The organism is Klebsiella sp. PCX (assembly GCF_021869705.1).
In the GTDB taxonomy this organism is placed as follows: Bacteria; Pseudomonadota; Gammaproteobacteria; order Enterobacterales; family Enterobacteriaceae; genus Klebsiella; species Klebsiella quasipneumoniae.
On the sequence record NZ_CP091527.1, the window covers coordinates 1,546,098 to 1,573,097 of the forward strand.

Here is a 27,000-nt window from a genome sequence, read left to right on the forward strand (position 1 = left end):
ATTGTCTTTATCTTGTTGTTATCGGGTGCAGAGGGGGTAGGTCAGTCGCCGGCGACGCCCACCTGTTTTCCGCGGCGTTTCTCAATCGCCCACTTGAGTAACGCCGCACAGCGATAAAATCCGTGGGCAAATTTTCCATACGGCAGGGTTAAGAACAGGGCCATCACCACCCCGAGGTGGATGGCGAGCAGGATGCCCATCCACGAGGTATCCCGCCCCGCCAACAGCGCCAGGCCAGTGAAGCTGGTCAGCAGCAGCAGCAGAATAAATCCGCGATCCATCGGCTTCTGCCGCGCGTCGCCGTGCAGCGGCGAGCGGCGCAGGTTCAGCCACAGCAGGCCCGCCGGGCCGACCAGCAGGCCGATGCCGCCGAGGGTGCCGAGCAGCACCGGCAGGCTGAAGAACGGGTAGGGGGCTTCCCGGCCGGCGATATAGTGATAGCCCGTGGCCACCACGGTGGCGGCGAAGCAGAGCATAAAACCGTAGAAGGTGCAGTGGTGGAATCGGCGGCGCAGCAGGGTGAAGGCGTCATCGGCTTCGTTGCAGCCTTTCCCGTGCCCGCCGTCGAGATATTTCAGCGTCAGCGCATCATGGGATGCCTTTGCGATATCAATCGGTTGCGGCTGGCCAGGGGAGATCTCGCGCCAGAAGCGGATCACCCCGGTCATCAGTAAGCCAATCGCCAGCACAAAGACCGAGCCAAACATCCACGCCAGCAGGTTATGGGGGAATATCTGGTAGAAGTCGCCTGCCAGCGGCGGATGAAGCAGCGAGCCTTTGAGCCCCATCGCCAGCAGCAGAAAGATAATCAGGCCGCCGACCAGCGCCAGCACGGTGGTCATGCCGGCCCGGCGGTACAGGCTGCCAAAGGCGGCGGGCTGGGCGTAGTGTTGATAGGTCTCGAGCCGGACTTCGGCCATCGCCTTCGGCACGTTAATGGCGAACTCGTGCGGTGGTGCGTACTGGCAGGCGTGCAGGCAAGCGCCGCAGTTATGGCACAGGTTAGCCAGATAGTTGATATCCGCCTTGCCAAAGGCCAGGCGCTGGGTCATCGCCGGGAAGACGGCGCAAAACCCTTCGCAGTAGCGGCAGGCGTTACACACCTGCATCACCCGTTCGACTTCCGCTTCCGGTTCGGTGATGATCTGCGCGTCAATGATCAGCTTTTCAAGCGACTTCATGGTGTTTCTCCTGCTGCGCCGCCCGGGCGGCTTGCTGGCCGGCGATACGGCCGAAGGTGGTGCCGATCGACATCCCAACGCCGGCGGTGTAGCCCTTGCCCAGCACGTTGCCAGCCATCATTTCCCCGGCGACGAACAGATTACGGCTGGGTTGACCGGCGAAATGGACGGCGGCGGTGTCGTCGACGTATAGCCCAAGGTAGGTGAAGGTGATCCCCGGACGCAGGGCGTAGCCGTAGTAAGGCGGCGTATCGATGGGGCGCGCCCAGTGAGTTTTCGCCGGGGTGAGGCCGGAGGTCGCGCAGTTATCCAGGCGGGTGTGATCGAACTGACCCGGCGCGCAGGCGGCATTATAGTCGGCGATGGTTTGCGCTAAGCGTTCGCCGTCCAGCCCCAGCTGGCGGGCCAGTTCCGCGATGGTATTGGCCTGAGCGCCGGGAAAGACCGGGGGCATAAAGTGGCCGATGGCTTTGCTGTCGATGATCGAGTAGCCGATCTGTCCGGGCTGGTGGGCGACCAGTCGGCCCCAGATGGCGTAGCGTTTAGGCCAGAAATCTTCCCCTTCATCATAAAAGCGCACGGCATCGCGGTTGACCACCACCCCCAGCGAAACGCAGTCGACGCGGGTGCAGATCCCGCCGTCATAGAGCGGCGCCCGGGCGTCAATGGCGACGCAGTGGGACTGAGAAGGATCGCCGATGATATCGGCCCCGGCGTCGATCATAAACTTGAGCAGCACCCCCTGGTTGAAGCGTGTGCCGCGGATGAGAAAGTTATCGGCGGGCCATTCGCCGCGGTCATTTTGCCCCCAGGCCTCGCGCAGCCACTCGCGGTTGGATTCAAATCCGCCGGCGGCGAGAACGCAGCTTTTCGCGACAATCCGTTCCTCGCCCGCCAGCGCGGCGACAAATTCACCGTTGCGCAGTTCCAGGGCCTGTACCGGCGTGTTGTAGCGGATCTGCACCCCCATTTGCTCTGCGCTGCGGTAATAGGCATTGACCAGCGCTTTGCCGCCGCCCATAAAAAAGGCGTTGGTGCGGGCCACGTGCAGGGCGCCGGAGAGCGGCGGCTGAAAGTTAACCCCGTGCTGGCGCATCCAGTCCCGGCACTGGGATGAGGTGCGGATCACCAGCCGGGCCAGCGCTTCGTTGGTGTTCCCTTCGGTGACGCGCAGCAGATCCTGCCAGTACTCCTCTTCCGGGTAGCTGTCGACCAGCACGTCCTGTGGCGCATCGTGCATACAGCGCAGGTTACGCGTGTGCTGCGAGTTGCCGCCTCGCCACTCCCGCGGCGCCGCCTCCAGCAGCAGCACCGAGGCGCCGGCTTCCCGGGCGGTTAAGGCGGCGCATAGCGCGGCATTGCCGCCGCCAATGACCAGTACATCCACCATCATCGGTTCCCTTGTAATTTAATTAATTGTTAAATTTGTAATGGGAATGTAGGCGGTAACGGCGGCAGGGCGCTATGGCGTAGCGCTAAAGAGGGGTTTAGTTAACGTAAAGGGTAGCACCTGGCCAGCGATCGGACTCCACCAGCTGGCGCATGACTTTGCTCAGTATTACCCTTGCCGCAAGGCCTGCCGGGGTGAGCTCATCATCCGACAGGCTGACCAGAAAGTTGGGGCGGCTGAGGACCGGATTAGCGATGCCGATCACCCTCAGCGCCTGATGGTCGAGATGGGAAATGGCGGCCCCGGGCTGCAGGGTGGCGCCCAGCCCGCTGCGCACGGCCTGCATCAGCAGGGCCAGACCGTCAATGTCCGCCACCACCTCAACGCTGAGGTTGTGCTGCTGGCAAACCGCCTCCAGCCTGCCGCGCAGGCCGTGGCCCTGGCTTGGCATAATCAGCGGCAGGGTGGTGAGCTGGTCAGGGGAAACAGGGTCATCCGGCAGCGAGGCCAACAGCGCATGGGTGCCAATCAGGAACAGGCGCTCTTCGAGCACCGGTCTGGCGCTCCAGCGCAGGATCTTCTCCTGCTGGAAGACGATGGCTAAATCCAGCTGGCGGGTGTTGATCATCCGCTCCAGATTCCCGGAGAGGCTTTCCACCAGGTGCAGGCGGACGTCGGGGTAGCTCTCGCGCATCGCGTTGATGAACGGAACGCCAAGAACGGAGGCGGTACTGGGGGCCATGCCGACGCTGACGTGGCCCGACAGCCGCGCCTCGCGGGCGGCGAGGATGGCATCATCGGCATGACGCAGCGCCAGCTGCGCCTGTGAGTAGAAAGCGAGGCCCGCGCTGGTGGGCGTCACGCCGCGGGAGGTCCGCTGCAGGAGGCGAATGGCCAGCTCATTTTCCAGACGCGCGATCTGCTGGCTGAGCGCCGAGACGCCGATATTCAGATCGAGCGCGGCGCGGCCCATGCTGCCGGTTTCAACAATGCGCGTAAAATAGCGTAGCTGGCGAAGTTCCATATCAACTCTCCGGACAAAGCGGGGACTCGCGAGGGGCGCCGCCGGGACGTGAGCGGGAAGCGCGGCAGAAGCGCCCATAAAAAAGCCAACCGGCAGGTTGGCTTTTCAGAGCAGGCGAAGCGGGGAATTACTTTTCCACCGCGTCGTGGGCGTGTTCGTCCTCGCGGCAATCACCTTCCGCACAGTGACCGTACAGATACAGACTGTGGTTGGTCAGGCGGATGCCGTGACGGGACGCGATTTCACGCTGGCGTGCTTCGATAGAGTCATCACTGAATTCGATCACTTTGCCGCAGTCGAGGCAGATCAGGTGATCGTGGTGATGCTGCTGAGTCAGTTCGAAAACGGATTTACCGCCTTCAAAATTATGACGAGTCACGATACCGGCGTCATCAAACTGGTTGAGGACGCGGTAAACGGTCGCCAGACCAATCTCTTCGCCCATGTCGATCAGGCGTTTATATAAGTCTTCCGCACTGACATGATGGTTATCCGGTTCCTGCAGCACTTCAAGGATTTTCAGTCGAGGAAGTGTGACTTTCAGGCCAGCCTTCTTTAATGCGGTATTGTTGTCAGTCATGCGGAATCTGTCCTGTTGCTAAACGATCTACTTCCTTCAACGGAAGTCATACAGAAATTAACCCGACGTAATGCGTCTCATTATAGAACTGCCACTGGTAAATGAAAACTGCAAGTATCGGGCCTGGTTTGCTGTCAAAAACGAGGCACCAGCTACAAACTGCGTCACGTGCCTCGTAGAATCAGAGGACATTGTACAGATATGTGATTAAAAGTTAAAAACTTGTAGCTATTAGTTTGATTGCTTTTGTCTATTAATGCGACGCAACTCAATGATTGCGCCGCTTAATCATCAGGCGTTTTTGATTTCTTCGAGGTGCAGCTCTTCGGCCACCTGCTTCACCCACTTCTCAACGCGCTCGTTGGTCAGCTCCGGCTGGCGGTCTTCATCAATGGCGAGGCCGACGAAGTGGTCGTCATCCGCCAGGCCTTTAGAGGCCTCGAAGTGATAGCCGGCAGTCGGCCAGTGGCCAACGATGGTCGCGCCGCGTGGCTCAATGATGTCGCGGATGGTGCCCAGCGCATCGCAGAAGTACTCTGCGTAGTCTTCCTGGTCGCCGCAGCCGAACAGCGCCACCAGTTTGCCGTTAAAGTCGATCTCTTCCAGCGTCGGGAAGAAGTCGTCCCAGTCACACTGCGCTTCACCGTAGTACCAGGTCGGGATGCCGAGCAGCAGGATGTCGTGGGCTTCCAGATCTTCTTTGCTGCTTTTGGCAATGTCGTGAACATCAGCAACATCTTTACCAAGCTGCTTTTGAATCATTTTTGCAATATTTTCGGTGTTGCCGGTGTCGCTGCCAAAAAAGATGCCGATGATTGCCATGAGTAAAATAACCTCTTGAAACTTAAATGATGTGGTAGGGACGCGATGCCCACAGATAACGGCAATCATAGCAGAACAGGCAAGGGCGCGGAAACAGCAATCACGCCCGACTGCACACTCTGCTACATGAATGCGGATTTTTCGCGGAAAGTTAGAGTTTTCCCTGGCTGCGCAGGGCAGTTAATTGCGTCATCAGCATCTCTTCAATGAGATCGCTGCGGCTCATATTACGCGCTTCCGCCAGTTCGTTAAGCGCATCGACCGCGTCGGCGTTGAGCTTTAGCTCCACGCGCTTCAGCCCGCGCACTTTATCGCGTTTCAGCTGATTACGTTTGTTGATGCGCAGTTGTTCATCGCGCGACAGCGGATTGGTTTTCGGTCTTCCCGGGCGACGCTCGTTTGCGAACAAATCTAATGTCGTACGGTCCGTTTGTTCTTTTGCCATGATTCTGAGTGACTTCGGGGAAACAAGCTGCCGGGCTCTAGCCGGCGCAGATAGCGCGCCATCATACATCAGGCGAACGGCTGCGCCAACGACCGCGGGCATTCTGCGGCGCGGTCGGGCATATTTTAGCCAATCAGGCGGCTATGCTCGTCAGATAGCGGCGGATCGCGCGCAACACCGCCTCGGGTTTCTCGGCATGGACCCAATGTCCGGCGCCGGCGATGACGTGGGCCCGAGCCTGCGGGAACTGGGCCAGCAGCGCGTCGCGGTAGGCGTCGGTCACATAGGGGGAGTTGCCGCCGGGAATAAACTGCGTTGGGTGCGGCCAGGCCGGGATGGTTTCCCAGCCGACGATATGCGGGTACTGGTCCCACAGCACCGGGACGTTGAAGCGCCAGTCGCCGTCGACGAAAGATTTCAGCAGGAACTGAATCACGCCCTCTTCCTGCAGATGCTCGCGCATCACCTGCGCCGCCTGCTGGCGAGTGCTGGCGGCGGATTCGCTGACGGCGCGAATAGCGGCGAAGATCTCATCATGGCGGCGAACGTGATAATCCACCGGCGCGATATCAATAGCCACCAGACCGCTGATGCGCTCCGGGGCCAGGGCGGTCAACGCCATCACCGCTTTGCCGCCCATCGAATGGCCGATAAAGGTGGCCCGTTCAATCTGATGTGCATCGAGCGTGTCGAGCAGATCCTGCGCCATCGCGGGGTAGGTCATCTCTGGCGACCGCGGCGACAAACCGTGGTTGCGCATATCGACCTGCAGAATATCGTGGTCGGCGATCAGGTCGCGGGCGAGGATGCCCAGGTTGTCCAGGCTGCCAAACAGACCATGGACCAGCACGATCGGGGAGTGGTTGTGCGGATTCTGTGCAGATTGCGCTCGGCTATTTAATTTCATGGCAAAGTTCTTTTTTTCGCTCCGTCGGGTTAGGGTATTATGTTGGACATTCTGCCATCCGGCTGCAAGACCCAGAAGTTTTCTGAGTTTTACCGCCATCCTGGTTTGACGCTATCCGCGGTTGGGATTTGTACTTATAATCCCAACGATTTGTATTCAGAAAAGATATCGCACTGGATTAAGATGAAAACAATTGAAGTTGATGATGAACTCTACCGCTATATTGCCAGCCACACTCTGCATATCGGCGAGAGCGCATCCGACATTTTACGGCGTATGCTGAAATTTTCCGCCGTTTCCCAACCGGCTACACCGGTCAGCAAAGCCGCGCCGACGCTGGCGCCCACGCCTGCCGCTGAGGTGAAACCCGCTAACCCGGTGAAAGATAAAGTCCGCGCCATGCGCGAGATGCTGTTATCTGATGAATACGCCGAGCAGAAGCGCGCGGTGAACCGTTTTATGCTGGTGTTGACCACCCTCTATTCCCTGGACAGTAAAGCATTTGCCGAGGCCACTGAGTCTCTGCACGGCCGCACGCGCGTTTACTTCGCGGAAGATGCGCGTACGCTGCTGAAAAGCGGTAATCAGACCAAACCGAAACAGGTTCCTGGTACACCGTGGTGGGTGATCACCAATACCAATACCGGCCGTAAATGCAGCATGATTGAGCACATCATGCAGTCGATGCAGTTCCCTGCGGAGCTGATTGAAAAGGTTTGCGGCACGATCTAGCTTTTTAACATTTGCACCAGAAGGATCAGGCAATGGCAATCGATAAACGTGCGGGGCAGCCTGCGCAACAGAGTGATTTGATTAACGTCGCCCAACTGACTGCTCAGTACTACGTGCTGAAGCCTGAAGTCGGTAATGCGGAGCATGCGGTCAAATTCGGCACCTCCGGCCATCGCGGCAGCGCGGCGCGTCACAACTTCAACGAACCGCATATCCTGGCCATCGCCCAGGCTATTGCGGAAGATCGTGCGAAGAACGGGATCACCGGTCCGTGCTATGTTGGTAAAGATACTCACGCCCTGTCCGAGCCGGCGTTTATTTCGGTGCTGGAAGTGTTAACCGCCAACGGCGTTGACGTTATCGTTCAGGAAAACAACGGCTTCACCCCGACGCCGGCGGTCTCCAACGCGATTCTGGTGCATAACAAAAAAGGCGGTCCGCTGGCGGACGGCATTGTGATCACCCCGTCACACAACCCGCCGGAAGATGGCGGTATCAAGTACAACCCGCCAAACGGCGGTCCGGCTGATACCAACGTCACCAAAGTGGTGGAAAACCGTGCCAACGAACTGCTGGCCGCTGGCCTGCAGGGTGTGAAACGCATTTCTCTGGACGCGGCGCTGGCTTCCGGCCACGTCAAAGAGCAGGATCTGGTGCAGCCGTTCATTGAAGGCCTGGCGGACATCGTCGACATGGCGGCGATCCAGAAAGCGGGCCTGACGCTGGGCGTCGATCCGCTGGGCGGTTCCGGTATCGAATACTGGAAGCGCATTGGCGAGCACTACAAGCTCAATCTGACCATTGTGAACGACCAGGTGGACCAGACCTTCCGCTTTATGCACCTCGATAAAGACGGCGCCATCCGCATGGACTGCTCCTCGGAATGTGCGATGGCGGGCCTGCTGGCGCTGCGCGATAAGTTCGATCTGGCATTTGCCAATGACCCGGATTACGACCGTCACGGGATTGTCACCCCTGCCGGGCTGATGAATCCGAACCACTACCTGGCGGTGGCGATTAACTACCTGTTCCAGCATCGTCCGCAGTGGGGTAAAGAGGTAGCGGTCGGTAAAACCCTGGTCTCCTCGGCGATGATTGACCGCGTGGTGAACGATCTGGGCCGCAAGCTGGTGGAAGTGCCGGTGGGCTTTAAGTGGTTCGTTGACGGCCTGTTCGACGGCAGCTTCGGCTTCGGCGGCGAAGAGAGCGCCGGGGCCTCCTTCCTGCGCTTCGACGGCACGCCGTGGTCCACCGATAAAGACGGCATCATCATGTGCCTGCTGGCGGCGGAAATCACCGCAGTGACCGGGAAAAACCCGCAGGAGCACTATAACGAGCTGGCGGAACGCTTCGGCGCGCCGAGCTACAACCGTCTGCAGGCTTCCGCGACCTCCGCGCAGAAAGCGGCGCTGTCTAAGCTGTCGCCGGAAATGGTCAGCGCTGACACCCTGGCGGGGGATCCGATCACCGCTCGTCTGACCGCGGCGCCGGGCAACGGGGCGGCGATTGGCGGCCTGAAAGTAATGACCGACAACGGCTGGTTTGCGGCACGCCCGTCAGGCACCGAAGACGCCTACAAGATCTACTGCGAAAGCTTCCTCGGCGAAGAACATCGCAAGCTGATTGAAAAAGAAGCGGTAGAGATTGTCAGTGAAGTGCTGAAGAACGCTTAACGGCGCACGATCATCAGGCCCCTTGCGGGCCTGATTTTTTTCGCAAGGATAGCGATGAAAATACAACGGAAGTCCCTGTTTTTGTTCTGGGCGTGGATGGATCTCTTTTTCGTCCTGCAATTCTTATGGTGGAATATTGCCCACCGCCGACTCCCTTTTTACGACGACCTGCTGGCTTATCTCCAGCTGCTGCACACCTGGGGCTCTGCGGCGGTCTGGCTCTATCCGCTAAATGTGCTGCTGATTATCAGCATCCCGTTGTCGATGATCCTCTTTTTCCGTCAGAGCCGCTATGGGCTGTGGCTGGCCTGGGGGCAGGCGCCGCTCAGGCTGGTGTTTATGCAGCCTTCGCTTTCTTTGGGTCTGTGGCTGATTCAGGCCGCCGGCGTCAGGCATTTAGCGATCCTGGCAGGCTTCCTGCTGCTCTCTGAAGGGCTGAAGATCACCAGCCTCTGGTACTGCAGAGGCGGGGCTCAGGGCATAAAGCGATAGCCAATCCCGGTTTCGGTCAGCAGATGCTGCGGGCGCGCCGGATCGGCCTCCAGCTTTTGCCGCAGGTGACCCATATAGATCCGCAGATAATGGCTGTGCTCCACGGCGTTAGGGCCCCACACCTGATTCAGCAGCTGGCGCTGGGTAAGCACTTTGCCGGGATTATTCAATAGCGCCGCCAGCAGGCGAAACTCGATGGGCGTCAGGTGGATCTCTTCGCTGCCGCGCAGGATGCGGCGGGCGGGGATATTGACCTCCAGGTCGGCGAAGCGCACCACCGGCTCGTCGGCCTGCGCCGCGCCGTGGCGACGCAGCGCGACGCGCAGGCGGGCCTGCAGCTCGCCGATGCCAAAGGGTTTACTTAAGTAGTCATCGGCGCCGGCATCCAGGGCGGCAATTTTGTCATGCTCTTCGCTACGCGCTGACAGGACGATAATCGGCATCTGACTCCACTGGCGCAGGTCGCGAATAAAATCAATGCCATCACCATCCGGCAGGCCGAGATCGAGGATCGCGAGGTCGGGCTTACGGGTGGCGGCTTCGATCAGCCCGCGCTGCAGGGTTTCCGCTTCAAATACGCGCATGCCGTCGGCTTCCAGCGCGGTGCGCAGAAATCGACGGATAGCGTGTTCGTCTTCGATAATCAGAACGTTAATCACAATTCCTCAGATAGCTCTTCCAGTTCAGGGGGCGTTTCTCCCGGCAGTGTAACACGGAATGAGGCGCCGCCCTCTGGCCGGTTGCTGGCGGAGATGGTCCCGCCGTGGACGTCGACGATGGCCTGACAGATGGCAAGGCCCAGCCCGACGCCGGGGATCGCCGATTCTTTGTTGCCGCGGGCGAATTTATCAAAGATAGCCTGTTCCTGGCCCGCCGGGATCCCTGGACCATTATCCCATACTTCCAGCGACAGCTGCCGGGCGTCCGCTTCGGCGCGAATACCGATGTCCGCCCGGGCGCCGGCATACTTATGGGCATTCTCCAGCAGATTGATCAGCACCCGCTCGAACAGCGGCCCGTCAACATGCACCAGCTGCAGCGGATCGGGTAAATCCAGTTGAACGTGCTGGCCGCCGAGGCTCGGTTCGAGCATGCGCAGCGCGCTGCCGACCACCTCCTCCAGCGTCAGCCACTCCTTGTGGAGGTTAAAGCCGCCGGACTGGATCCGCGCCATATCCAGCAGGTTGTTCACCAGCCTGGTGGTGTTGAGCACATGCTGGCGGATTTCGTTGGCCTGCGGGGCATGCTTCGAGCCCTCGCTGGCCAGATCGAGGGTCAGGATTTCCGCCTGGCCAAACAGCACGGTCAGCGGGGTACGCAGATCGTGCGACAGGGCGGCGAGCAGCGAGTTACGCAGGCTTTCGCGCTCGCTAGTTAGTCGGGCCTGCTCTTCGCTGGCGGTCAGGGTGAGACGCTCCAGGGCGCTGGCCACCAACAGGGTGAAGGTCTCCAGCAGCCGCTGCTGCTCCGGGATCATCAGCTGGCGCAGATTCGCCGGCTCCACCACCAGCAGGCCCCAGGTGCGGGCGGCGCTCTTCAGGGGCAGGATCTGATACGGCACGCCGGGCAGGGTATCGGTGCCAGCGCCGGCGGGTTGACCCTTATCAAAGCTCCAGCGGGCGATGGCGTCATCCCACGGCGTCAGCCCGGGCTGGTGGGTTAAGGGCAGCAGTTTCCCCTGGGCGTCCGGGAGCAGCAGCTGGCTGCGGGCCTGAAAGGTGGAGGCGATAAACCGCTCGCTGGTGGTGGCGATATCCTGCTGGCTACGACCCACCGCCAGCGCTTTGGACATCTCATACAGATGGCGGGTACGCCGCTCGCGGTAGCGCGCCACCCGCGCCTGGTAGCGCACGCCGGCGGTGAGGTTACCGATAAGCAGGCCCACGGTGAGCATCACGCCGAAGGTGAGCAGATACTGGACATCGGACACCGCCAGCGTGCCGCGCGGGGCGACAAAAAAGAGATCGAAGCTGATAACGTTAATCACCGTCGCCAGGACCGACGGCCAGCGGCCGTAGAGCAGAGCGATGATCACCACCCCCAGCAGATAGAGCATCACCAGGTTAGCGGCTTCGAAGGCCATCAGCCACTGCATGGCCACCAGGGTAATGATGGCGCACAGCGCCACCGCCACCGCGCAGCCCTGCAGCTGTAGCCGCCATTTCTCCAGCGCCGGACGGCTGTCGCTGGCGCGCGCCTGAAGGGGGAAGGGCTTTTCATCCAGAGCGATGACCACCAGATCGAGGTCCGGCGCGTGGCGAGCCAGACGATCGGCGAAGCCGCTGCGATCCCACCAGCGGCGCTTGCTCTGGCGGCCGATAACAATTTTCCCAAGGTTGTGTTCGCGGGCGTAATGGAGGACCGCTTTCTCTTCCGACGGGTCGGAGAGGGTGGCGGTTTCGGCGCCCAGCTCCTGGGCCAGACGCAGCGCGGCGAGGATGGCCCGCCGCCGGGACTCCGGCAGGCGGTGCAGGGAAGGCGTTTCGACATACACCGCATGCCAGACGCTGCCCAGACGGGCGGCGAGGCGGGCGGCGGTACGCACCAGCTTTTCGCTGCCGGTGTTGTGCCCGATACAGAGCAGGATCGCGTCGCGGGTGTGCCAGACTTTCTCCTGGCCCTGGCGGTCGCGCCAGGCGCGCATCTGCTCATCGACGCGATCGGCGGTGCGGCGCAGGGCCAGTTCACGCAGCGCAATCAGGTTCCCTTTGCGGAAAAAGTTCTCGATAGCGCGCTCGGCCTGGCCACCGATATAGACTTTGCCCTCATTGAGCCGCTGGCGCAGATCGTCAGGGGGCAGGTCCACCAGCACCACGTCGTCCGCGGCGTCAAAGAAGGGATCGGGGACGGTCTCTCGCACCTGCACGCCGGTGATCCCGCTGACGACGTCATTCAGACTTTCCAGATGCTGGACGTTAACGGTGGTGAAGACGTCAATCCCGGCCTCCAGCAGTTCGTCCACATCCTGCCAGCGCTTTGGATGGCGGGAGCCGGGGGCATTACTGTGCGCCAGCTCATCCACCAGAATCAGCGCCGGACGGCGGGCGAGGGCGGCGTCGAGATCGAACTCATACACGTAGCGCCCGCGGTGGGCGAGCCGCCGCGGCGGCAGGGTGCTCAGGCCCTGCAGCATCGCGGCGGTCTCTTTCCGGCCGTGGGTCTCCGCCACGCCAATCAGAATATCCAACCCCTGCGCCCGGAGCCGCTGCGCTTCCGCCAGCATCGCCCAGGTTTTCCCCACCCCGGCGCAGGCGCCGAAGAACACTTTTAGTTTGCCGCGATGCGGGGCGGCGGTGTGCTGCAGCAGGCGGTCAGGGTCCGGACGCAGCGGCTCGTCACTCATTTACTTATCCTTCAGGGCATCCAGCGCCATATTGAGTTGCAGTATATTGACCACCGGCTGGCCAAGGAAGCTCAGCAGCGGCTTTTGTGTGGCCTGGTTAACCAGCGCGGTCACCTGGTCGACGCTCAGCTGGCGCGCTTTGGCCACCCGCGGCGCCTGCCACAGCGCGGCGGCCGGGGTCAGGTTGTTATCGAGACCGCTCGCCGAGGTGGTGACCAGTTCGACCGGCACACGCGGGTCAGCATCCGGGTTTGCGGCGCGCAGGGCCTGCACCCGCTCGCTCACCGCCTTATCCAGCGCCGGGTTGCTGGCGGCGAGGTTGCTGCCGCCAGAGGCCATCGGGTTATCCGCTGTCTCCGCGGTGGCTGACGGGCGACCCTGGAAATAGCCTGCGGCGGTAAAGTTCTGGCCAATCAGCGCCGAGCCGCGCACCTCGCCGTTCATGCGGATCAGCGAGCCGTTGGCCTGTGAGTTAAACCACCACTGCCCCAAGCTGGTGGTCAGCAGAGGATAAACGCCGCCGGTGAGCAGGGTTAACAGAATAAATAGCACAAGTGCTGGACGAATCAATGACATAGTTTGTTCCTCACACCAGACCGCTCAGGGTCAGCAGCAGGTCGATGGCTTTAATACCGATAAAAGGCACCAGCAGACCGCCGAGGCCGTAGATCCACAGATTGCGGCGCAGCATCGCCGAGGCGGAGAGCGGGCGATAGCTCACCCCTTTCAGGGCCAGCGGGATCAGGAAGACGATGATCAGCGCGTTGAAGATAACGGCGCTGAGGATCGCCGACGATGGCGAATGCAGGCCCATCACGTTCAGCATGGCCAGCTGGGGATAGACCGCGGCAAACGCCGCCGGAATAATGGCGAAATATTTCGCCACGTCGTTGGCAATACTGAAGGTGGTCAGCGAGCCGCGCGTCATCAGCATCTGTTTGCCGATATGGACCACCTCAATCAGCTTGGTGGGGTTGGAATCCAGATCGACCATGTTGCCCGCCTCTTTCGCCGCCTGGGTGCCTGAGTTCATGGCTACCGCCACGTCGGCCTGAGCCAGCGCGGGCGCGTCGTTGGTGCCGTCGCCGGTCATCGCCACCAGCCGACCTTCCGACTGATACTGGCGGATCAGCGCCAGCTTGGCTTCCGGCGTCGCTTCGGCGAGGAAATCGTCGACGCCGGCCTCGGCGGCGATCGCCGCAGCGGTCAGGCGGTTATCGCCGGTGATCATCACCGTTTTAATGCCCATTTTGCGCAGCTGGGCGAAACGTTCTTTGATGCCGCCTTTGACGATATCTTTGAGTGAAATAATCCCCAGCACCTTTTCCCCTTCGGCGACCACCAGCGGCGTGGCCCCCTGGCGGGCGACCTCTTCCACCTGCTTCTCGACATCGGCAGGGAAGTGGCCACCGTTGGCCTCTACGTGGCGGCGAATGGCGTCCACCGACCCTTTGCGGATCATGCGCTGATCGATATTGATGCCGCTCATCCGCGTTTGCGCGGTAAAGGGGACAAAGGTGGCGTGCAGCGACTGCAGATCGCGTTCGCGCAGGTTAAAGCGCTGTTTCGCCAGCACCACGATGCTGCGTCCTTCAGGGGTTTCGTCCGCCAGCGAGGAGAGCTGGGCGGCATCGGCGAGGGTTCGCTCTTCCACACCGCGCGCCGGCAGGAAAGCGGAGGCCTGGCGGTTGCCGAGCGTAATGGTCCCGGTTTTATCCAGCAACAGCACATCAACGTCGCCTGCCGCTTCCACCGCGCGGCCGCTGGTGGCGATCACGTTGGCGCCCAGCATACGGCTCATCCCGGCGACGCCGATGGCCGACAGCAGACCGCCGATGGTGGTCGGGATCAGGCACACCAGCAGCGCCACCAGTACGGTGACGCTGACCGCATTGCCGCTCCACGCCGAGAATGGCCAGATGGTGGCGGTGGCCAGCAGGAACACCAGCGTCAGGGCGATCAGCAGGATCGTCAGGGCGATTTCGTTCGGCGTTTTACGGCGCTGGGCGCCTTCCACCATGGCGATCATCCGGTCGAGGAAGGTTTCTCCCGGGTTAACGCTGCAACGGATCACCAGCCAGTCGGAGAGGATGCGCGTCCCGCCGGTCACCGAGGCGAAATCACCGCCGGATTCGCGGATCACCGGAGCAGACTCGCCGGTAATGGCGCTTTCATCCACCGAGGCGCCGCCTTCGATGACTTCACCATCGCAGGGGATAATATCCCCTGCTTCCACCAGCACCACGTCGCCTTTGCGCAGGTCTTCCGCCGGCACGTGGTCGACCGTCGCGTCATGCTGCGGGGCGCGCAGCTTACGGGCGTAGGCCGTTTTTTTCACCCCTTTCAGGCTATTGGCCTGGGCTTTGCTGCGGCCTTCCGCCATCGCTTCGGCAAAGTTGGCGAACAGCACGGTAAACCATAGCCAGATACTGATGGCGGCGGTAAAAGTGGCGCTGCCGGTCAGGGCGCCGCCAGCCATGGCGATGGCCAGCAGAGTGGTTAACAGGCTGCCCACCCAGACGATAAACATCACCGGATTGCGCCACTGCACCATCGGGCTGAGTTTTTTCACGGCATCCAGCAGCGCCTGGCGCACCAGCGTCGGCTCCAGCAGGGCTAATTGTTTGCGACTCATAACAGGGTGCTCCGCATCGCTCAAAGTAAGGAAAAGTGTTCGGCCAGCGGGCCAAGCGCCAGCGCAGGAATAAAGGTCAGGGCGCCAACCAGCAGCACGGTGCCGATCAGCAGACCGATAAACAGGGCGTCGTGGGTGGCCAGGGTGCCGGGGCTGGCCGGTTGAATTTTCTTCGCCACCAGCGAGCCGGCGATAGCCATCACCGGAATGATGACGGCGAAGCGTCCAGCCAGCATGCAGAACGCCAGCAGCAGGTTCCAGAATGGCGTCGCCGCGCCCAGGCCGGCGAAGGCGCTGCCGTTGTTATTGGCCGCCGAAGTGACGGCGTACAGCACTTCGCTAAAGCCGTGCGGTCCGGGGTTGAACATCCCGGCGCGGCCGGCCTCGGTCATCATCGCCAGCGCCGTGCCGAGCAGCACCAGCGTCGGGGTGACCAGAATGGCCAGGGCGATCATTTTCATTTCCCGGACATCGATTTTCTTTCCGAGGTACTCCGGGGTGCGGCCGACCATCAGGCCGGCGATAAACACCGCCAGCATAACGAACAGCAGCATGCCATAAAGACCCGAGCCGACGCCGCCGAACACCACTTCGCCAATCTGCATCAGCCACATCGGCACCATCCCGCCCAGCGCGGTGAAGGAGTCATGCATGGCGTTGACCGCGCCGCAGGAGGCGGCGGTGGTGATCACCGCGAACAGACTGCTGGCGAGAATACCGAAGCGGCTCTCTTTACCTTCCATATTCAGGCTGCTGTCGGCGCCCAGCGTCATCAGGTGCGGGTTACCGCGGGTTTCCGCCCACATCACCACGGCGACGCAGAGGATAAAGATCAGCGTCATCGCCCACAGGATGGCGCGCCCCTGGCGGCGATCGCTCACCACCTCGCCGAAGGCGAAGCACAGCGCCGCCGGGATCAGGAAGATGGCCAGCATCTGCACGAGATTGGTCAGCGCCGTCGGGTTTTCAAACGGATGGGCGGAGTTGGCGTTAAAGAAACCGCCGCCGTTGGTGCCCAGCAGCTTAATCGCTTCCTGTGAGGCGACGGGCCCCATCGGCAGCAGCTGGTGCGCCCCTTCGAGGGTGGTAAAGGGCTGGTAGGCCTGCAGGTTCTGCGGCACGCCCTGCTGAATAAAGAACAGGGCCACCAGCAGAGAGAGCGGCAGCAGCAGCCACAGGGTAATGCGCGTCAGGTCGACCCAGGCATTGCCGAGGGTGGACATTTTCTGCCGGGCGAAGGCGCGGGTCAGGGCGAAGACCACGGCGATGCCGGTGGCGGCGGAGAGGAAATTCTGCACCGTCAGCCCCACCATCTGGCTGAGATAGCTCATGGTGCTTTCGCCGGCGTAGGCCTGCCAGTTCGTATTGCTGACAAAGCTGACCGCGGTGTTGAGCGCCAGATCCCACGTCAGCCCCGGCAGGTGCTGCGGGTTAAACGGCAGCACGCCCTGCAGCATCAGCAGGGCAAACAGCGCCAGGCCGCCGAGGGCGTTGAACAGCAGGAGCGCCAGCAAATACTGCAGCCAGCCCATCTCTTCGGCGCGGATCCCGGCCACGCGCCACAGGACGCGCTCGACCCCGGCCAGGCCGGGAAGCGGGATGTCATTCACCATTCTTGCCAGACACATCCCCAGCGGGCGCGCCAGCACCAGCAAAACCAGCAGATAGCTGGCTAATAATAAAAATCCCTGGGCAGCCATCAGAATGCCTCCGCATGTATCAAGGCATAAACCAGATAAGCCAGTAACAGGAACACCAGCCCAACGCCAGTGAGTACGCCTGCAGTCACAATCCACCTCCGGGTGTGTTTTTGATTTACCAGGAGAATAGAAATTACGGCGCAAAGATTTCGCAAAAATCCGCGGGCGCGGTGTAAAAAAAGTATAAAAAAGACAAAGGCACAATTTAACTGATGGTTAGTATTAATTTAACTTTTTCGTAACTAATTTACGTAGCGAATGTAAATTAAGTATAAATACGTGCTTTTTAGTGGTCGGATGAGTAGTAAAATTACAACCAGAGCGGTATTATTTTGCTCAGACAAACATGATTAATTTTCCGGCGCTGCTTGCCGGCCTGACAAAGGGGAGAGAAATGATGGCGTTGTACAAAGCTTATCCTGCTCATATTATTTTGCTGCGTCGTGCTTTCGCCGTCGTGGCTGGCGTCGCGGCGCTGCCGGTGATGCTGTTCTGGAAGGATCGCGCCCGCTATTACAGCTGGCTGCACCGTGTATGGTCGAAAACCAGCGAGCAGCCGGTGTGGATGGCGCAGGCGGAAAAAGCCGCGCACGACTTCTACTAATTCGCCCTGCTGCGAGGAAAACCACTAACCGCCGGTTGCCCCGGCGGTTTTTTTTCGCCGCTTGTCTACACTCGTTTTCAGGCGCCGCAGCGGAATTGGCAGGTGCTTATTTTGCCGGGGCGCGCTATTTTTGCCGGCTTAGATCATAAGATGAGTTTTGCTGACGGAGAGTGAGGAGTGATATGGCCACCCATCTGGTCTGGTTACGCACGGATTTACGCATTCACGATAACCTGGCGCTGGCCGCCGCCTGCCGCGATCCGCAGGCGCAGGTGCTGGCGCTGTATATTGCCACCCCGGGGCAGTGGCGCGAACATCACCTGGCGCCGCGGCAGGCCGCTTTTATCGCCAGCCATTTGCGCAGTCTGCACGCCGCGCTGGCGGAGCGGGGCATACCGCTGTGGGTAGAAGAGGCGGACGATTTTAGCGCCAGCGTCGAGCGGCTGGCCCATTTCTGCCAGCAGCACCAGGTCAGTCACCTGTTCTACAACTATCAGTACGAATTCAATGAACGCCAGCGCGATGCCGCCGTTGAGAGCTCCTTGAGCGAAGTGATTTGCCAGGGATTTGACGACAGCGTCCTGTTGCCGCCCGGCAGCGTACTGACCGGCGGCGGCGAAATGTATAAAGTCTTCACCCCGTTTAAGAACGCGTTTATTCGCCGGCTGCGGGAAGGATTGCCGGCGTGCGTGGCCGCGCCAAAGCCGCGCCAGGCGCCCGCTCGCCTGGCGCCGCCGGTGCCGGAGCTTAACTATCCGCAAACGCCGTTCGATGGGCTGCTGTTTGCCGCGGATGAAAAAACGGCGCTGGCGCGGCTGCGCGCGTTTTGTCAGCAACCGGCGGCGGATTATGAGGGGCAGCGCGACTTCCCGGCCGTGGAAGGGACCAGTCGCCTGTCGCCCTGCCTGGCCATCGGGGTGCTGTCGCCTCGCCAGTGCCTGCATCGGCTGCTGACGGAACACCCCGCCGCACTGGATGGCGGGGCAGGCGCCACCTGGCTTAATGAGCTGATCTGGCGCGAGTTTTACCGTCATCTGATGGTCTACTATCCGAAACTCTGTAAAGGTCGGCCGTTTGTCGCCTGGACCGATAAAGTCGCCTGGCGCGAAGAGGATGGCGCCCTGCAGGCCTGGCAGCGCGGGGAGACCGGCTTTCCTATAGTCGATGCCGCCATGCGCCAGCTTAACGCCACCGGCTGGATGCATAACCGGTTGCGCATGATTGTCGCCAGCTTCCTGACCAAAGATCTGCGCCTCGACTGGCGGGCAGGGGAGCGCTATTTCATGAGCCAGCTGATTGACGGCGACCTGGCGGCGAACAACGGCGGCTGGCAATGGGCGGCTTCGACGGGCACCGACGCCGCGCCCTATTTCCGCATATTTAATCCCACCACCCAGGGCGAGAAGTTTGATAAGCAGGGGGTGTTTATACGTCGCTGGCTGCCGGAGCTGGCAAAGGTGCCGGAGAAGGCGCTGCATCAGCCGTGGGTGTGGGCGGATAAACAGGGGGTGACGCTGGATTATCCGCGCCCGATAGTCGATCACAAGCAGGCGCGGCAGGAGACGCTGGCGGCCTGGGAGGCCGCCAGAAAGGGGATTATTCCACCGCCAGACGGCGGGTCCTGAGCTTCAGCGAGTGATACAGCCAGATAACCAGCACTACGCCGACGCAGGCCAGCGCGCCCCAGGTGATCTGGCTGAAGACGTTGATGTAGGCGTCAATGGAATAGTTCACCGCCCCGGCGACGTCGAATGACGCCTGCGAGGTCTGGTCGGCGATAACGCCGGCCAGATAGTTGGCGATGGCCCCGGAGAGCAGCATATAGATGCCGGTCAGCACCCCGGTCACCCCCGGGATCTCAATGCGGGTGATTTGCGACATCGCGACCGGGTCGATAAACAGTTCGGCAAAACCCATCACCGCCAGCCCCAGCACCATCAGCGGCATGGACGACTGGCCATAGGCCGCCGACCAGCGGGCGCTGAGGGTCAAAATGCAGAACCCGGCGCTCATCAGGCCCAGACCGAGGGCAAATTTCCCCCAGATGCGCACGGTGCGGTTACCGCCGACGCTCTCTTTCACCAGCCACGCCAGCACCATGCCGCAGAGCATCACCGCAAAGGCGTTGATCGACTGGAACATAGCGGTAGGGACTTCGTAGCTCATGATATGGCGGTTAACGAAGCGGTCAATATACAGGCTGATGGAGCTGCCGCCCTGTTGGGCGAAGGCCCAGAACAGCAGGCTGAAGGCGGTCAGGACGACGATCAGGCGCAGATCCTTGCGCTGTTTATCGGTCTCGGCACGCAGGTAGATCCGCGCCAGCACCGCGAGGCCAATGGCCGTGGCCACGATCAGGGCATACACCGACCACTCCTGCCAGAACAGCACGGCAATCAGCAGCGGCGCGATGACCAGCAGCACCAGCAGCCAGCCCCAGTTCGGCAGCAGGAAGCGGCGGGCGCACAGCGCCTGGCGGTTCACGCCGGCGGTATGCTGGAAATGACGGTTGCCGCAGAGGAAAATCACCAGTCCCGCCACCATGCCGATGGCCGCCAGGGCAAAGCCCATCGCCCAGCTATACTCCTCCTGAACGTAGCCGCAGGCGATGGGCGCGATGATCGAGCCGATATTGCCCGCGGCATACATCAGCGAGAAGCCGCCATCGCGACGCGGATCGGCGGGTTCGTACAGTTCGCCCAGCAGACAGCTGACGTTGGATTTAAACAACCCGTAGCCGCAGACGATGATCGCCAGCGACAGATAGAGGAAGGCCGGGGCGGTTTCGCTGGCCCCGAGCACCAGATGGCCAATGGCCATCAGCAGCGCGCCGAGCATGACCGCCATCCGGTTGCCTAACAGCTTATCGGCCAGATAGCCGCCGAGGATCGGCGTCACATAGACCAGCGAACAGTAGGCGCTGAACAGGGCGTAAGCGTGGTTATCATCATATTTGAGCTGATTGGTGAGATAGAGGATCAGCAGGGCGCGCATGCCGTAGAAGCTAAAATATTCCCAGATTTGCAGCGCCACGACGTAGTAAATCGCCCGCGGTTGCGATGATGTTGTCTTCATGAGAAGTGTGTTTCCTGGCCTAAAGCGAAAGTCGATCGTTCTGCATGAATAGCGTTTAATTAGTCATATTCATGGCTTGAGGGGCTTTCTGATTATTTAATATGCTTTATTAGTGCATAAATATACACGAATGCGCGGCCGGGTGAATAGACAAATTGCGCTATTCGGTAAAAAGTCATCGTCAGTGTCGGAGGCGGACTATCGACGACCCGAATAGATCTGGTTATGTTATGCCTTTGTATACCCTGATTATCTGCTGGAGTGGCGATGAAAAATAGCGAACTGGAACAACTGATAAACGACAAGCTCAATAGTGCAGCCATCAGTGACTTCGCCCCTAACGGTCTGCAGGTGGAAGGGCGCGACACGGTGCACAAGATCGTCACCGGAGTGACGGCCAGCCAGGCGCTGCTGGATGAGGCCGTTCGTCTTCAGGCGGATGCGGTGATTGTCCATCACGGCTATTTCTGGAAAAACGAATCGCCAGTGATCCGCGGTATGAAGCGCCGGCGCCTGAAAACCCTGCTGGCCAATGATATCAATCTCTACGGCTGGCACCTGCCGCTGGATGCCCATCCCGAGCTGGGCAATAACGCGCAACTGGCGCATCTGTTGGGGATTAACGTGCTGGGGGAAATCGAACCGCTGGTGCCCTGGGGCGAACTGTCGATGCCGGTTTCCGGCCTTGAACTGGCCTCATGGATTGAAGCGCGGCTGGGGCGTAAGCCGCTGTGGTGCGGCGATACCGGGCCGGACACCGTCAGCCGCGTCGCCTGGTGTACCGGCGGCGGCCAGAGCTTTATCGACGCCGCGGCGCGCTTTGGCGTGGACGCGTTTATCACCGGCGAGGTGTCGGAACAAACCATCCATTCCGCCCGCGAGCAGGGCCTGCATTTTTATGCCGCCGGCCACCACGCCACCGAGCGGGGCGGTATTCGCGCCCTCAGCGAATGGCTGACGGAAACCACTGACCTGGACGTCACCTTTATTGATATTCCCAACCCTGCCTGACGGGAGAGAGAAAAGTGCAGCGAGCGCGTTGTTATCTGTTAGGAGAAACGGCCGTCGTGCTGGAGCTGGAGCCGCCGGTCACCCTTGAGAGCCAGCAGCGGATCTGGGGCTTAGCCCAGCGTCTGGCGAACCATGAGGAAGTGATTGACGCCATTCCCGGCATGAACAATATCACTGTGGTGCTCCGCCGCCCGCAGGAGGTGGCGTGGGAGGCGATAGACCGTCTGCAGCGCTGGTGGGAGGAGAGCCTCGCGATCGAGCCGGAGTCGCGCTCGCTGACCATTCCGGTCGTCTACGGCGGCGAGGCCGGACCGGATCTCGGGGTGGTGGCGCAGCACAGCGGCCTCAGTGAAAAGCAGGTCGTGGAGCTGCACGCCTCGGTGGAGTATCTGGTCTGGTTTATTGGTTTTCAGCCGGGATTTCCCTACCTGGGCGGGTTGCCAGCGGCGCTGGCGACACCGCGTCGCGCTGAACCGCGCGTGCACGTCCCGGCCGGGTCGGTGGGTATCGGCGGCGCGCAAACCGGGATCTATCCGCTGGCGACGCCCGGCGGCTGGCAGCTGCTGGGGCGGACCTCGCTAACGCTGTTCGACCCGTCGCGGAAGGAGCCTGCGCTGCTGCGCGTGGGCGATAAAATTCGCTTTGTGCCGCAAAAGGAGGGGGTATGTTGACTCTGATCCGCGCCGGCCTGTACACCTCGGTACAGGACGGTGGACGAGAAGGCCTGCGCCAGTCTGGCATCAGCCGCTGCGGCGCTCTGGATTATCCCTCGCTGGTGATTGCCAATCTGCTGGTTGGCAACGAGGCGAATGCCGCCGGGCTGGAGATTACCCTCGGCCAGGTGGAGATCGAATTTGCCCGCAGCGGCTGGTTTGCGCTGACCGGCGCCGCCTGCGAAGCGACGCTGGACGGTAAAGCGGTCTGGGTGGGCTGGCGCACCGCCTACCGGCCCGGGCAGCGCCTGGTGCTGAAAACGCCGCAGCATGGCATTCGCAGCTATCTGGCGGTGGCGGGCGGGATTGCGGTTCCCGAGGTCCTTGGCTCGCGCTGCACGGATCTCAAGGCGGGGATTGGCGGTCTGGAAGGACGCCGCCTGCAGGACGGCGACAAGCTGAAGCTCGGGAAAGCCGCCCGCCGCTTCACCACCCCGCGCGGCGTCAAGCAGTTGCCGCTGGGCAACCGCATTCGTGCGCTGCCCGGGCCGGAGTACCACGAATTTGACGTGGCCTCGCAGGCGTCATTCTGGCGCGCCCCCTGGAAGCTCAGTCCGCAGAGTAACCGCATGGGGTACCGCCTGCAGGGGCAGCCGCTGAAACGCACCACCGATCGCGAAATGCTGTCGCACGGCCTGCTGCCGGGCGTGGTGCAGGTGCCGCACAACGGCCAGCCCATTGTGCTGATGAACGACGCGCAAACCACCGGCGGCTATCCGCGGATCGCCTGCATCATCGATGCCGATATGTACCAGCTGGCGCAGATCCCGCTGGGGCAGCCGATCCATTTCGTGGCCTGCTCGCTGGAGGAGGCGCTGAAGGCGCGGGCCGATCGTCAGCGTTATCTTGAACAACTGGCGTGGAGACTCCACGATGATGATTGATCTCAATGCCGATCTCGGGGAAGGCGGGGCGAACGATAGCGCGCTGCTCCAGCTGGTGTCGTCGGCGAATATCGCCTGTGGTTTTCACGCCGGCGACGCCGGGCTGATGGTGCAGAGCGTGCGCGAGGCACTGAAGTACGGCGTGGCAGTGGGCGCCCATCCGGGATATCCCGACCGGGAAAATTTTGGCCGCACGGCGATGGATCTGCCGCCGGAAACGGTCTATGCCCAGACGCTGTATCAGATTGGCGCTCTGGCGGCGATCGTTCAGGCTCAGGGCGGCGAGTTGCAGCACGTAAAGCCGCACGGCATGCTCTACAACCAGGCGGCCAAATCGCCGCCGCTGGCCGACGCGATCGCCCGCGCGGTCCGCGATGTTAACCCGCAGCTGGTGCTGGTGGGTCTGGCGGGCAGCGAACTGATCCGCGCCGGGCAACGCTATGGCTTGACGACGCGTCAGGAGGTGTTTGCCGATCGCGGTTATCTGGCCGACGGCAGCCTGGTGCCGCGCACCCAGCCCGGCGCGCTGATTGACAGCGAAGAGCAGGCCCTGGCGCAAACCCTCGAAATGGTGCAACACCACCGGGTGCGTAGCGTCAGCGGCGAATGGGCGAACGTGGTGGCGCAGACGGTATGTCTGCATGGCGATGGTCCGCATGCCCTCGAATTTGCCCGCCGTTTGCGGGCGGCGTTCGCCGGGCGCCATATTATGGTCAGCGCTCAGCCAGAGGCTGAGATATGACAATCTGAAGGACCGCGAAGGAGATGACGATGGCGGGCGTATTACTCACCGGTTTTGAACCCTTTGACGGCGAGACGGTGAACCCTTCCTGGGAAGTGGTGCAGCAGCTTGACGGCACAATGATTGCTGGTCAGCCGGTGATCGCCAGGCAGCTTCCCTGCGTGTTTGGCGAGGCGCTGTCGGCGCTGGACGCGGCGATTGAAGACCTGCAGCCGAAGCTGGTTATCGCGGTGGGACAGGCCGGCGGCCGGGTCGATATCAGCGTCGAACGTGTGGCGATTAACGTCGATGATGCGCGTATCCCTGATAACAAAGGCCAGCAACCCATCGACACGCCGATCGTCGACGGCGGGCCGGCCGCGTGGTTCAGCACCTTGCCGATCAAAGCGATCGTCAGCGCGCTGCGCGATCGCGGGATCCCGGCCTCGGTGTCGCAAACTGCCGGCACCTTCGTCTGCAATCACGTCATGTACGGTCTGCTGCACAAGCTGCAGGGACAGAATGAGGTGAGGGGCGGGTTTATCCATATTCCATGGCTACCGGCGCAGGCGGCGGCCCATCCCGGCGAGCCGAGTATGGCGACCGCCACCGTGCGGGAAGCGCTGGAGACGGCCATAGCCGTAGCCCTGCACCAGCCGGTGGATAGTAAACTGGGCGGCGGCGCCACCCACTAACAAAAGGATGAAAGTATGCCGGAAGGTCCGGAGATCCGCCGCGCGGCGGATACACTGGAGGCAGCAATCAAAGACGAACCCTTAACCGACGTCTGGTTCGCTTTTCCCCGGTTGCAACCCTATCAAACCGAACTGATTGGTCAGCGGGTTACCCATATCGACACCCGGGGCAAAGCCCTGCTGACCCGCTTCTCCGGCGGCCTGACCCTGTACAGCCATAATCAGCTGTACGGCGTCTGGCGCGTGGTTGAGGCCGGCGAACAGCCTGCCTCTAACCGGGTGTTGCGCGTCAGGCTACAGACGGCCAGCAAGGCGATTTTGCTCTACAGCGCGTCGGACATTGAGATGCTCACGGCGGAGCAGGAGGCCAACCATCCGTTCTTGCTGCGCGTCGGTCCGGACGTGCTGGATATGACGTTAACCGCGGAGCAGGTGAAAGCGCGACTGCTGTCGGCCAAATTCCGCAATCGTCAGTTTTCCGGCCTGCTGCTGGATCAGGCTTTTCTTGCCGGTCTGGGTAACTATCTGCGGGTGGAAATCCTCTGGCAGGTGGGGCTGACCGGGGGGCATAAGGCCTCGGAGCTTAATGAAATACAGCTGGATGCGCTGGCGCACGCGCTACTCGATATCCCGCGGCTTTCTTATCGCACTCGCGGCCAGCCCGATAACAACAAGCACCACGGCGCGCTGTTCCGCTTTAAGGTCTTCCATCGCGATGGGGAAAAGTGCGAGCGCTGCGGGGGCGTGATTGAGAAGACCATGCTCTCATCGCGGCCGTTTTACTGGTGCCCGCACTGCCAGCATTAAGCCGGCAGCCAGGCAGTGTCAGCGCCAGGCTTCATCGTCAGGCATAAAAAACGCGCCAGCAGGCGCGTTTTTATCATCCGGACAGCGAGATTAACGCTTGATGTCGGACTGGAAGTCGCGTTTGGCGTAGCCGGTGTACAGCTGACGCGGACGGGCGATCTTCATGCCGTCGCTGTGCATTTCGTTCCAGTGCGCAATCCAGCCCACGGTACGCGCCATGGCGAAGATAACGGTAAACATGGAGGACGGAATACCCATCGCTTTCAGGATGATACCGGAGTAGAAGTCGACGTTCGGGTAGAGCTTCTTCTCGATGAAGTACGGGTCGTTCAGCGCGATATGCTCCAGCTCCATGGCCACCTGCAGCAGGTCGTCTTTGGTGCCCAGCTCTTTCAGCACTTCATGGCAGGTTTCACGCATCACGGTGGCGCGCGGGTCGTAGTTTTTGTAAACACGATGGCCGAAGCCCATCAGGCGGAAAGAGTCATTCTTGTCTTTCGCACGACGAACAAATTCCGGAATGTGTTCAACGGAGCTGATCTCTTCCAGCATTTTCAGCGCCGCTTCGTTGGCGCCGCCGTGCGCCGGTCCCCACAGAGAGGCGATGCCGGCTGCGATACAGGCGAACGGGTTAGCGCCGGAAGAGCCCGCGGTACGTACCGTCGAGGTCGAGGCGTTCTGCTCGTGATCGGCGTGCAGGATCAGAATACGGTCCATGGCGCGCTCGAGCACCGGATTGACTTCGTACTCTTCGCACGGCGTGGCGAACATCATGCGCAGGAAGTTGCCGGCGTAGGAGAGGTCGTTGCGCGGATAAACAAACGGCTGGCCGATAGAATACTTGTAACACATAGCTGCCATGGTCGGCATTTTGGACAGCAGGCGATAGGCGGCGATTTCACGGTGACGCGGGTTATTCACGTCGAGGGAGTCGTGATAGAACGCCGCCAGGGCGCCGGTGATCCCGCACATAACGGCCATCGGGTGAGAATCGCGACGGAACGCATGGAACAGACGGGTGATCTGCTCATGGATCATGGTGTGACGGGTCACGGTGGTTTTGAATTCGTCATATTCGGCCTGGGTTGGTTTTTCACCGTTCAGCAGAATGTAACAAACTTCAAGATAGTTTGATTCGGTCGCTAACTGGTCGATCGGGAAGCCGCGGTGCAGCAGGATCCCCTCGTCACCATCGATAAACGTAATTTTAGATTCACAGGAAGCGGTAGATGTGAAACCTGGGTCAAAGGTAAATACGCCTTTTGAACCAAGACTACGAATATCAATAACATCCTGACCGAGCGTGCCTTTTAGCACATCCAGTTCAATAGCAGTGTCACCACCCAGGGTGATTTTTGCTTTAGCATCAGACATTTATGGTCTCCTTAGCGCCTTTATTGCTTAAGACTGCCGGGTGGTGGATTTGCTTTCGGCCCGCGCCCGTATACGTTACCAGTTTGTTATGTTGCACACAGCTCTGCGTCAGCGAAAAGGGCAGGGTACAGAGCAACGGCGCTTGATGGCACGTTCTTCAGGGCTGCGGTGAAACAACAGCAAATCAGCGTT

26 protein-coding genes are annotated in these 27,000 nt (G+C 61.0%); 11 read left to right on the forward strand and 15 right to left on the reverse strand.

What is annotated here, in order from left to right:
* Positions 1 to 41: 41 nt before the first annotated feature.
* The 7 genes from tcuB to ybfF all read right to left on the reverse strand — a co-directional run bounded on the left by tcuB (position 42) and on the right by ybfF (position 6,349).
* On the reverse strand, positions 42 to 1,181 hold the full coding sequence (gene tcuB, locus GQR96_RS07195) for a tricarballylate utilization 4Fe-4S protein TcuB (protein ID WP_004885947.1): 1,140 nt from the start codon (positions 1,179 to 1,181) through the stop codon (positions 42 to 44).
* Positions 1,168 to 2,571 (reverse strand): FAD-dependent tricarballylate dehydrogenase TcuA, encoded by a 1,404-nt coding sequence (gene tcuA, locus GQR96_RS07200; RefSeq protein WP_017901423.1) that lies wholly within the window; start codon positions 2,569 to 2,571, stop codon positions 1,168 to 1,170. Before tcuA ends, tcuB begins: the two co-directional genes overlap by 14 nt.
* Positions 2,572 to 2,668: 97 nt before the next feature.
* Positions 2,669 to 3,595: a tricarballylate utilization LysR family transcriptional regulator TcuR gene (gene tcuR, locus GQR96_RS07205; protein WP_004885949.1), complete on the reverse strand. Its 927-nt coding sequence runs from the start codon at positions 3,593 to 3,595 to the stop codon at positions 2,669 to 2,671.
* Between the two features lie 127 nt (positions 3,596 to 3,722).
* Positions 3,723 to 4,175: a ferric iron uptake transcriptional regulator gene (fur, locus tag GQR96_RS07210; protein ID WP_004885952.1), complete on the reverse strand. Its 453-nt coding sequence runs from the start codon at positions 4,173 to 4,175 to the stop codon at positions 3,723 to 3,725.
* Positions 4,176 to 4,466: 291 nt separating this feature from the next.
* The gene (fldA, locus tag GQR96_RS07215) at positions 4,467 to 4,997 is read right to left on the reverse strand and encodes a flavodoxin FldA (protein WP_002894765.1); all 531 of its coding nucleotides are present in this window, start codon (positions 4,995 to 4,997) and stop codon (positions 4,467 to 4,469) included.
* A gap of 151 nt (positions 4,998 to 5,148) precedes the next feature.
* On the reverse strand, positions 5,149 to 5,442 hold the full coding sequence (gene ybfE / locus GQR96_RS07220; RefSeq protein ID WP_004885954.1) for a LexA regulated protein: 294 nt from the start codon (positions 5,440 to 5,442) through the stop codon (positions 5,149 to 5,151).
* A gap of 133 nt (positions 5,443 to 5,575) precedes the next feature.
* Positions 5,576 to 6,349, reverse strand: coding sequence for an esterase (gene ybfF / locus GQR96_RS07225; RefSeq protein ID WP_032455726.1), 774 nt, complete (start codon positions 6,347 to 6,349; stop codon positions 5,576 to 5,578).
* Between the two features lie 183 nt (positions 6,350 to 6,532).
* On the opposite strand from ybfF, the gene seqA reads away from it, so the two are divergent.
* The 3 genes from seqA to GQR96_RS07240 are packed head-to-tail and all read left to right on the forward strand — an operon-like array spanning position 6,533 to position 9,246.
* A complete protein-coding gene (gene seqA / locus GQR96_RS07230) occupies positions 6,533 to 7,081 on the forward strand; it encodes a replication initiation negative regulator SeqA (RefSeq protein ID WP_017901421.1) in 549 nt (182 codons plus the stop codon).
* Between the two features lie 32 nt (positions 7,082 to 7,113).
* Positions 7,114 to 8,754: a phosphoglucomutase (alpha-D-glucose-1,6-bisphosphate-dependent) gene (pgm, locus tag GQR96_RS07235; RefSeq protein ID WP_002894773.1), complete on the forward strand. Its 1,641-nt coding sequence runs from the start codon at positions 7,114 to 7,116 to the stop codon at positions 8,752 to 8,754.
* A gap of 54 nt (positions 8,755 to 8,808) precedes the next feature.
* Complete coding sequence (locus tag GQR96_RS07240; RefSeq protein WP_004885958.1) at positions 8,809 to 9,246, forward strand: hypothetical protein; 438 nt, start codon at positions 8,809 to 8,811, stop codon at positions 9,244 to 9,246.
* Here the strand turns inward: GQR96_RS07240 and kdpE are convergent.
* The 6 genes from kdpE to kdpF are packed head-to-tail and all read right to left on the reverse strand — an operon-like array spanning position 9,228 to position 17,013.
* Positions 9,228 to 9,905, reverse strand: coding sequence for a two-component system response regulator KdpE (kdpE, locus tag GQR96_RS07245; RefSeq protein WP_002894776.1), 678 nt, complete (start codon positions 9,903 to 9,905; stop codon positions 9,228 to 9,230). The genes GQR96_RS07240 and kdpE overlap by 19 nt on opposite strands.
* A complete protein-coding gene (gene kdpD, locus GQR96_RS07250; RefSeq protein ID WP_021312504.1) occupies positions 9,902 to 12,589 on the reverse strand; it encodes a two-component system sensor histidine kinase KdpD in 2,688 nt (895 codons plus the stop codon). The genes kdpE and kdpD overlap by 4 nt, the downstream gene beginning before the upstream one ends.
* A complete protein-coding gene (gene kdpC, locus GQR96_RS07255; protein ID WP_004885963.1) occupies positions 12,590 to 13,165 on the reverse strand; it encodes a potassium-transporting ATPase subunit KdpC in 576 nt (191 codons plus the stop codon).
* Between the two features lie 10 nt (positions 13,166 to 13,175).
* A complete protein-coding gene (gene kdpB, locus GQR96_RS07260; RefSeq protein WP_065904970.1) occupies positions 13,176 to 15,224 on the reverse strand; it encodes a potassium-transporting ATPase subunit KdpB in 2,049 nt (682 codons plus the stop codon).
* 20 nt (positions 15,225 to 15,244) lie between these two features.
* Positions 15,245 to 16,924 carry a potassium-transporting ATPase subunit KdpA gene (gene kdpA, locus GQR96_RS07265; RefSeq protein WP_017901418.1) on the reverse strand — a complete coding sequence of 560 codons (1,680 nt, stop codon included), beginning with the start codon at positions 16,922 to 16,924 and terminating at the stop codon, positions 15,245 to 15,247.
* Complete coding sequence (gene kdpF / locus GQR96_RS07270; RefSeq protein WP_020323459.1) at positions 16,924 to 17,013, reverse strand: K(+)-transporting ATPase subunit F; 90 nt, start codon at positions 17,011 to 17,013, stop codon at positions 16,924 to 16,926. Before kdpF ends, kdpA begins: the two co-directional genes overlap by 1 nt.
* A gap of 305 nt (positions 17,014 to 17,318) precedes the next feature.
* On the opposite strand from kdpF, the gene GQR96_RS07275 reads away from it, so the two are divergent.
* Both GQR96_RS07275 and phrB read left to right on the forward strand, forming a co-directional pair.
* Complete coding sequence (locus tag GQR96_RS07275) at positions 17,319 to 17,528, forward strand: DUF2517 family protein (RefSeq protein ID WP_004142243.1); 210 nt, start codon at positions 17,319 to 17,321, stop codon at positions 17,526 to 17,528.
* Between the two features lie 182 nt (positions 17,529 to 17,710).
* Entirely contained in the window at positions 17,711 to 19,153 is a 1,443-nt protein-coding gene (phrB, locus tag GQR96_RS07280; protein ID WP_065904968.1) for a deoxyribodipyrimidine photo-lyase, read from the forward strand.
* Here phrB and GQR96_RS07285 read toward each other — a convergent pair.
* On the reverse strand, positions 19,125 to 20,603 hold the full coding sequence (locus GQR96_RS07285) for an MFS transporter (RefSeq protein ID WP_065904966.1): 1,479 nt from the start codon (positions 20,601 to 20,603) through the stop codon (positions 19,125 to 19,127). The genes phrB and GQR96_RS07285 overlap by 29 nt on opposite strands.
* A gap of 267 nt (positions 20,604 to 20,870) precedes the next feature.
* On the opposite strand from GQR96_RS07285, the gene GQR96_RS07290 reads away from it, so the two are divergent.
* Genes GQR96_RS07290 through nei form a run of 6 tightly spaced genes read left to right on the forward strand, consistent with a single transcriptional unit; the run spans position 20,871 to position 25,434 of the window.
* Positions 20,871 to 21,614 (forward strand): type 2 GTP cyclohydrolase I, encoded by a 744-nt coding sequence (locus tag GQR96_RS07290; protein WP_004885970.1) that lies wholly within the window; start codon positions 20,871 to 20,873, stop codon positions 21,612 to 21,614.
* Between the two features lie 14 nt (positions 21,615 to 21,628).
* Positions 21,629 to 22,285: a 5-oxoprolinase subunit PxpB gene (gene pxpB, locus GQR96_RS07295; RefSeq protein WP_017901415.1), complete on the forward strand. Its 657-nt coding sequence runs from the start codon at positions 21,629 to 21,631 to the stop codon at positions 22,283 to 22,285.
* The gene (gene pxpC, locus GQR96_RS07300) at positions 22,279 to 23,211 is read left to right on the forward strand and encodes a 5-oxoprolinase subunit PxpC (RefSeq protein ID WP_065904965.1); all 933 of its coding nucleotides are present in this window, start codon (positions 22,279 to 22,281) and stop codon (positions 23,209 to 23,211) included. The genes pxpB and pxpC overlap by 7 nt, the downstream gene beginning before the upstream one ends.
* Entirely contained in the window at positions 23,201 to 23,953 is a 753-nt protein-coding gene (gene pxpA / locus GQR96_RS07305; RefSeq protein ID WP_004885977.1) for a 5-oxoprolinase subunit PxpA, read from the forward strand. The genes pxpC and pxpA overlap by 11 nt, the downstream gene beginning before the upstream one ends.
* A 29-nt stretch (positions 23,954 to 23,982) precedes the next feature.
* Entirely contained in the window at positions 23,983 to 24,627 is a 645-nt protein-coding gene (pcp, locus tag GQR96_RS07310; protein ID WP_004885979.1) for a pyroglutamyl-peptidase I, read from the forward strand.
* 15 nt (positions 24,628 to 24,642) lie between these two features.
* Entirely contained in the window at positions 24,643 to 25,434 is a 792-nt protein-coding gene (gene nei / locus GQR96_RS07315; RefSeq protein WP_053810633.1) for an endonuclease VIII, read from the forward strand.
* 90 nt (positions 25,435 to 25,524) lie between these two features.
* Here nei and gltA read toward each other — a convergent pair whose 3' ends face one another.
* Positions 25,525 to 26,808 (reverse strand): citrate synthase, encoded by a 1,284-nt coding sequence (gltA, locus tag GQR96_RS07320; RefSeq protein WP_004885983.1) that lies wholly within the window; start codon positions 26,806 to 26,808, stop codon positions 25,525 to 25,527.
* Between the last annotated feature and the right edge of the window lie 192 nt (positions 26,809 to 27,000).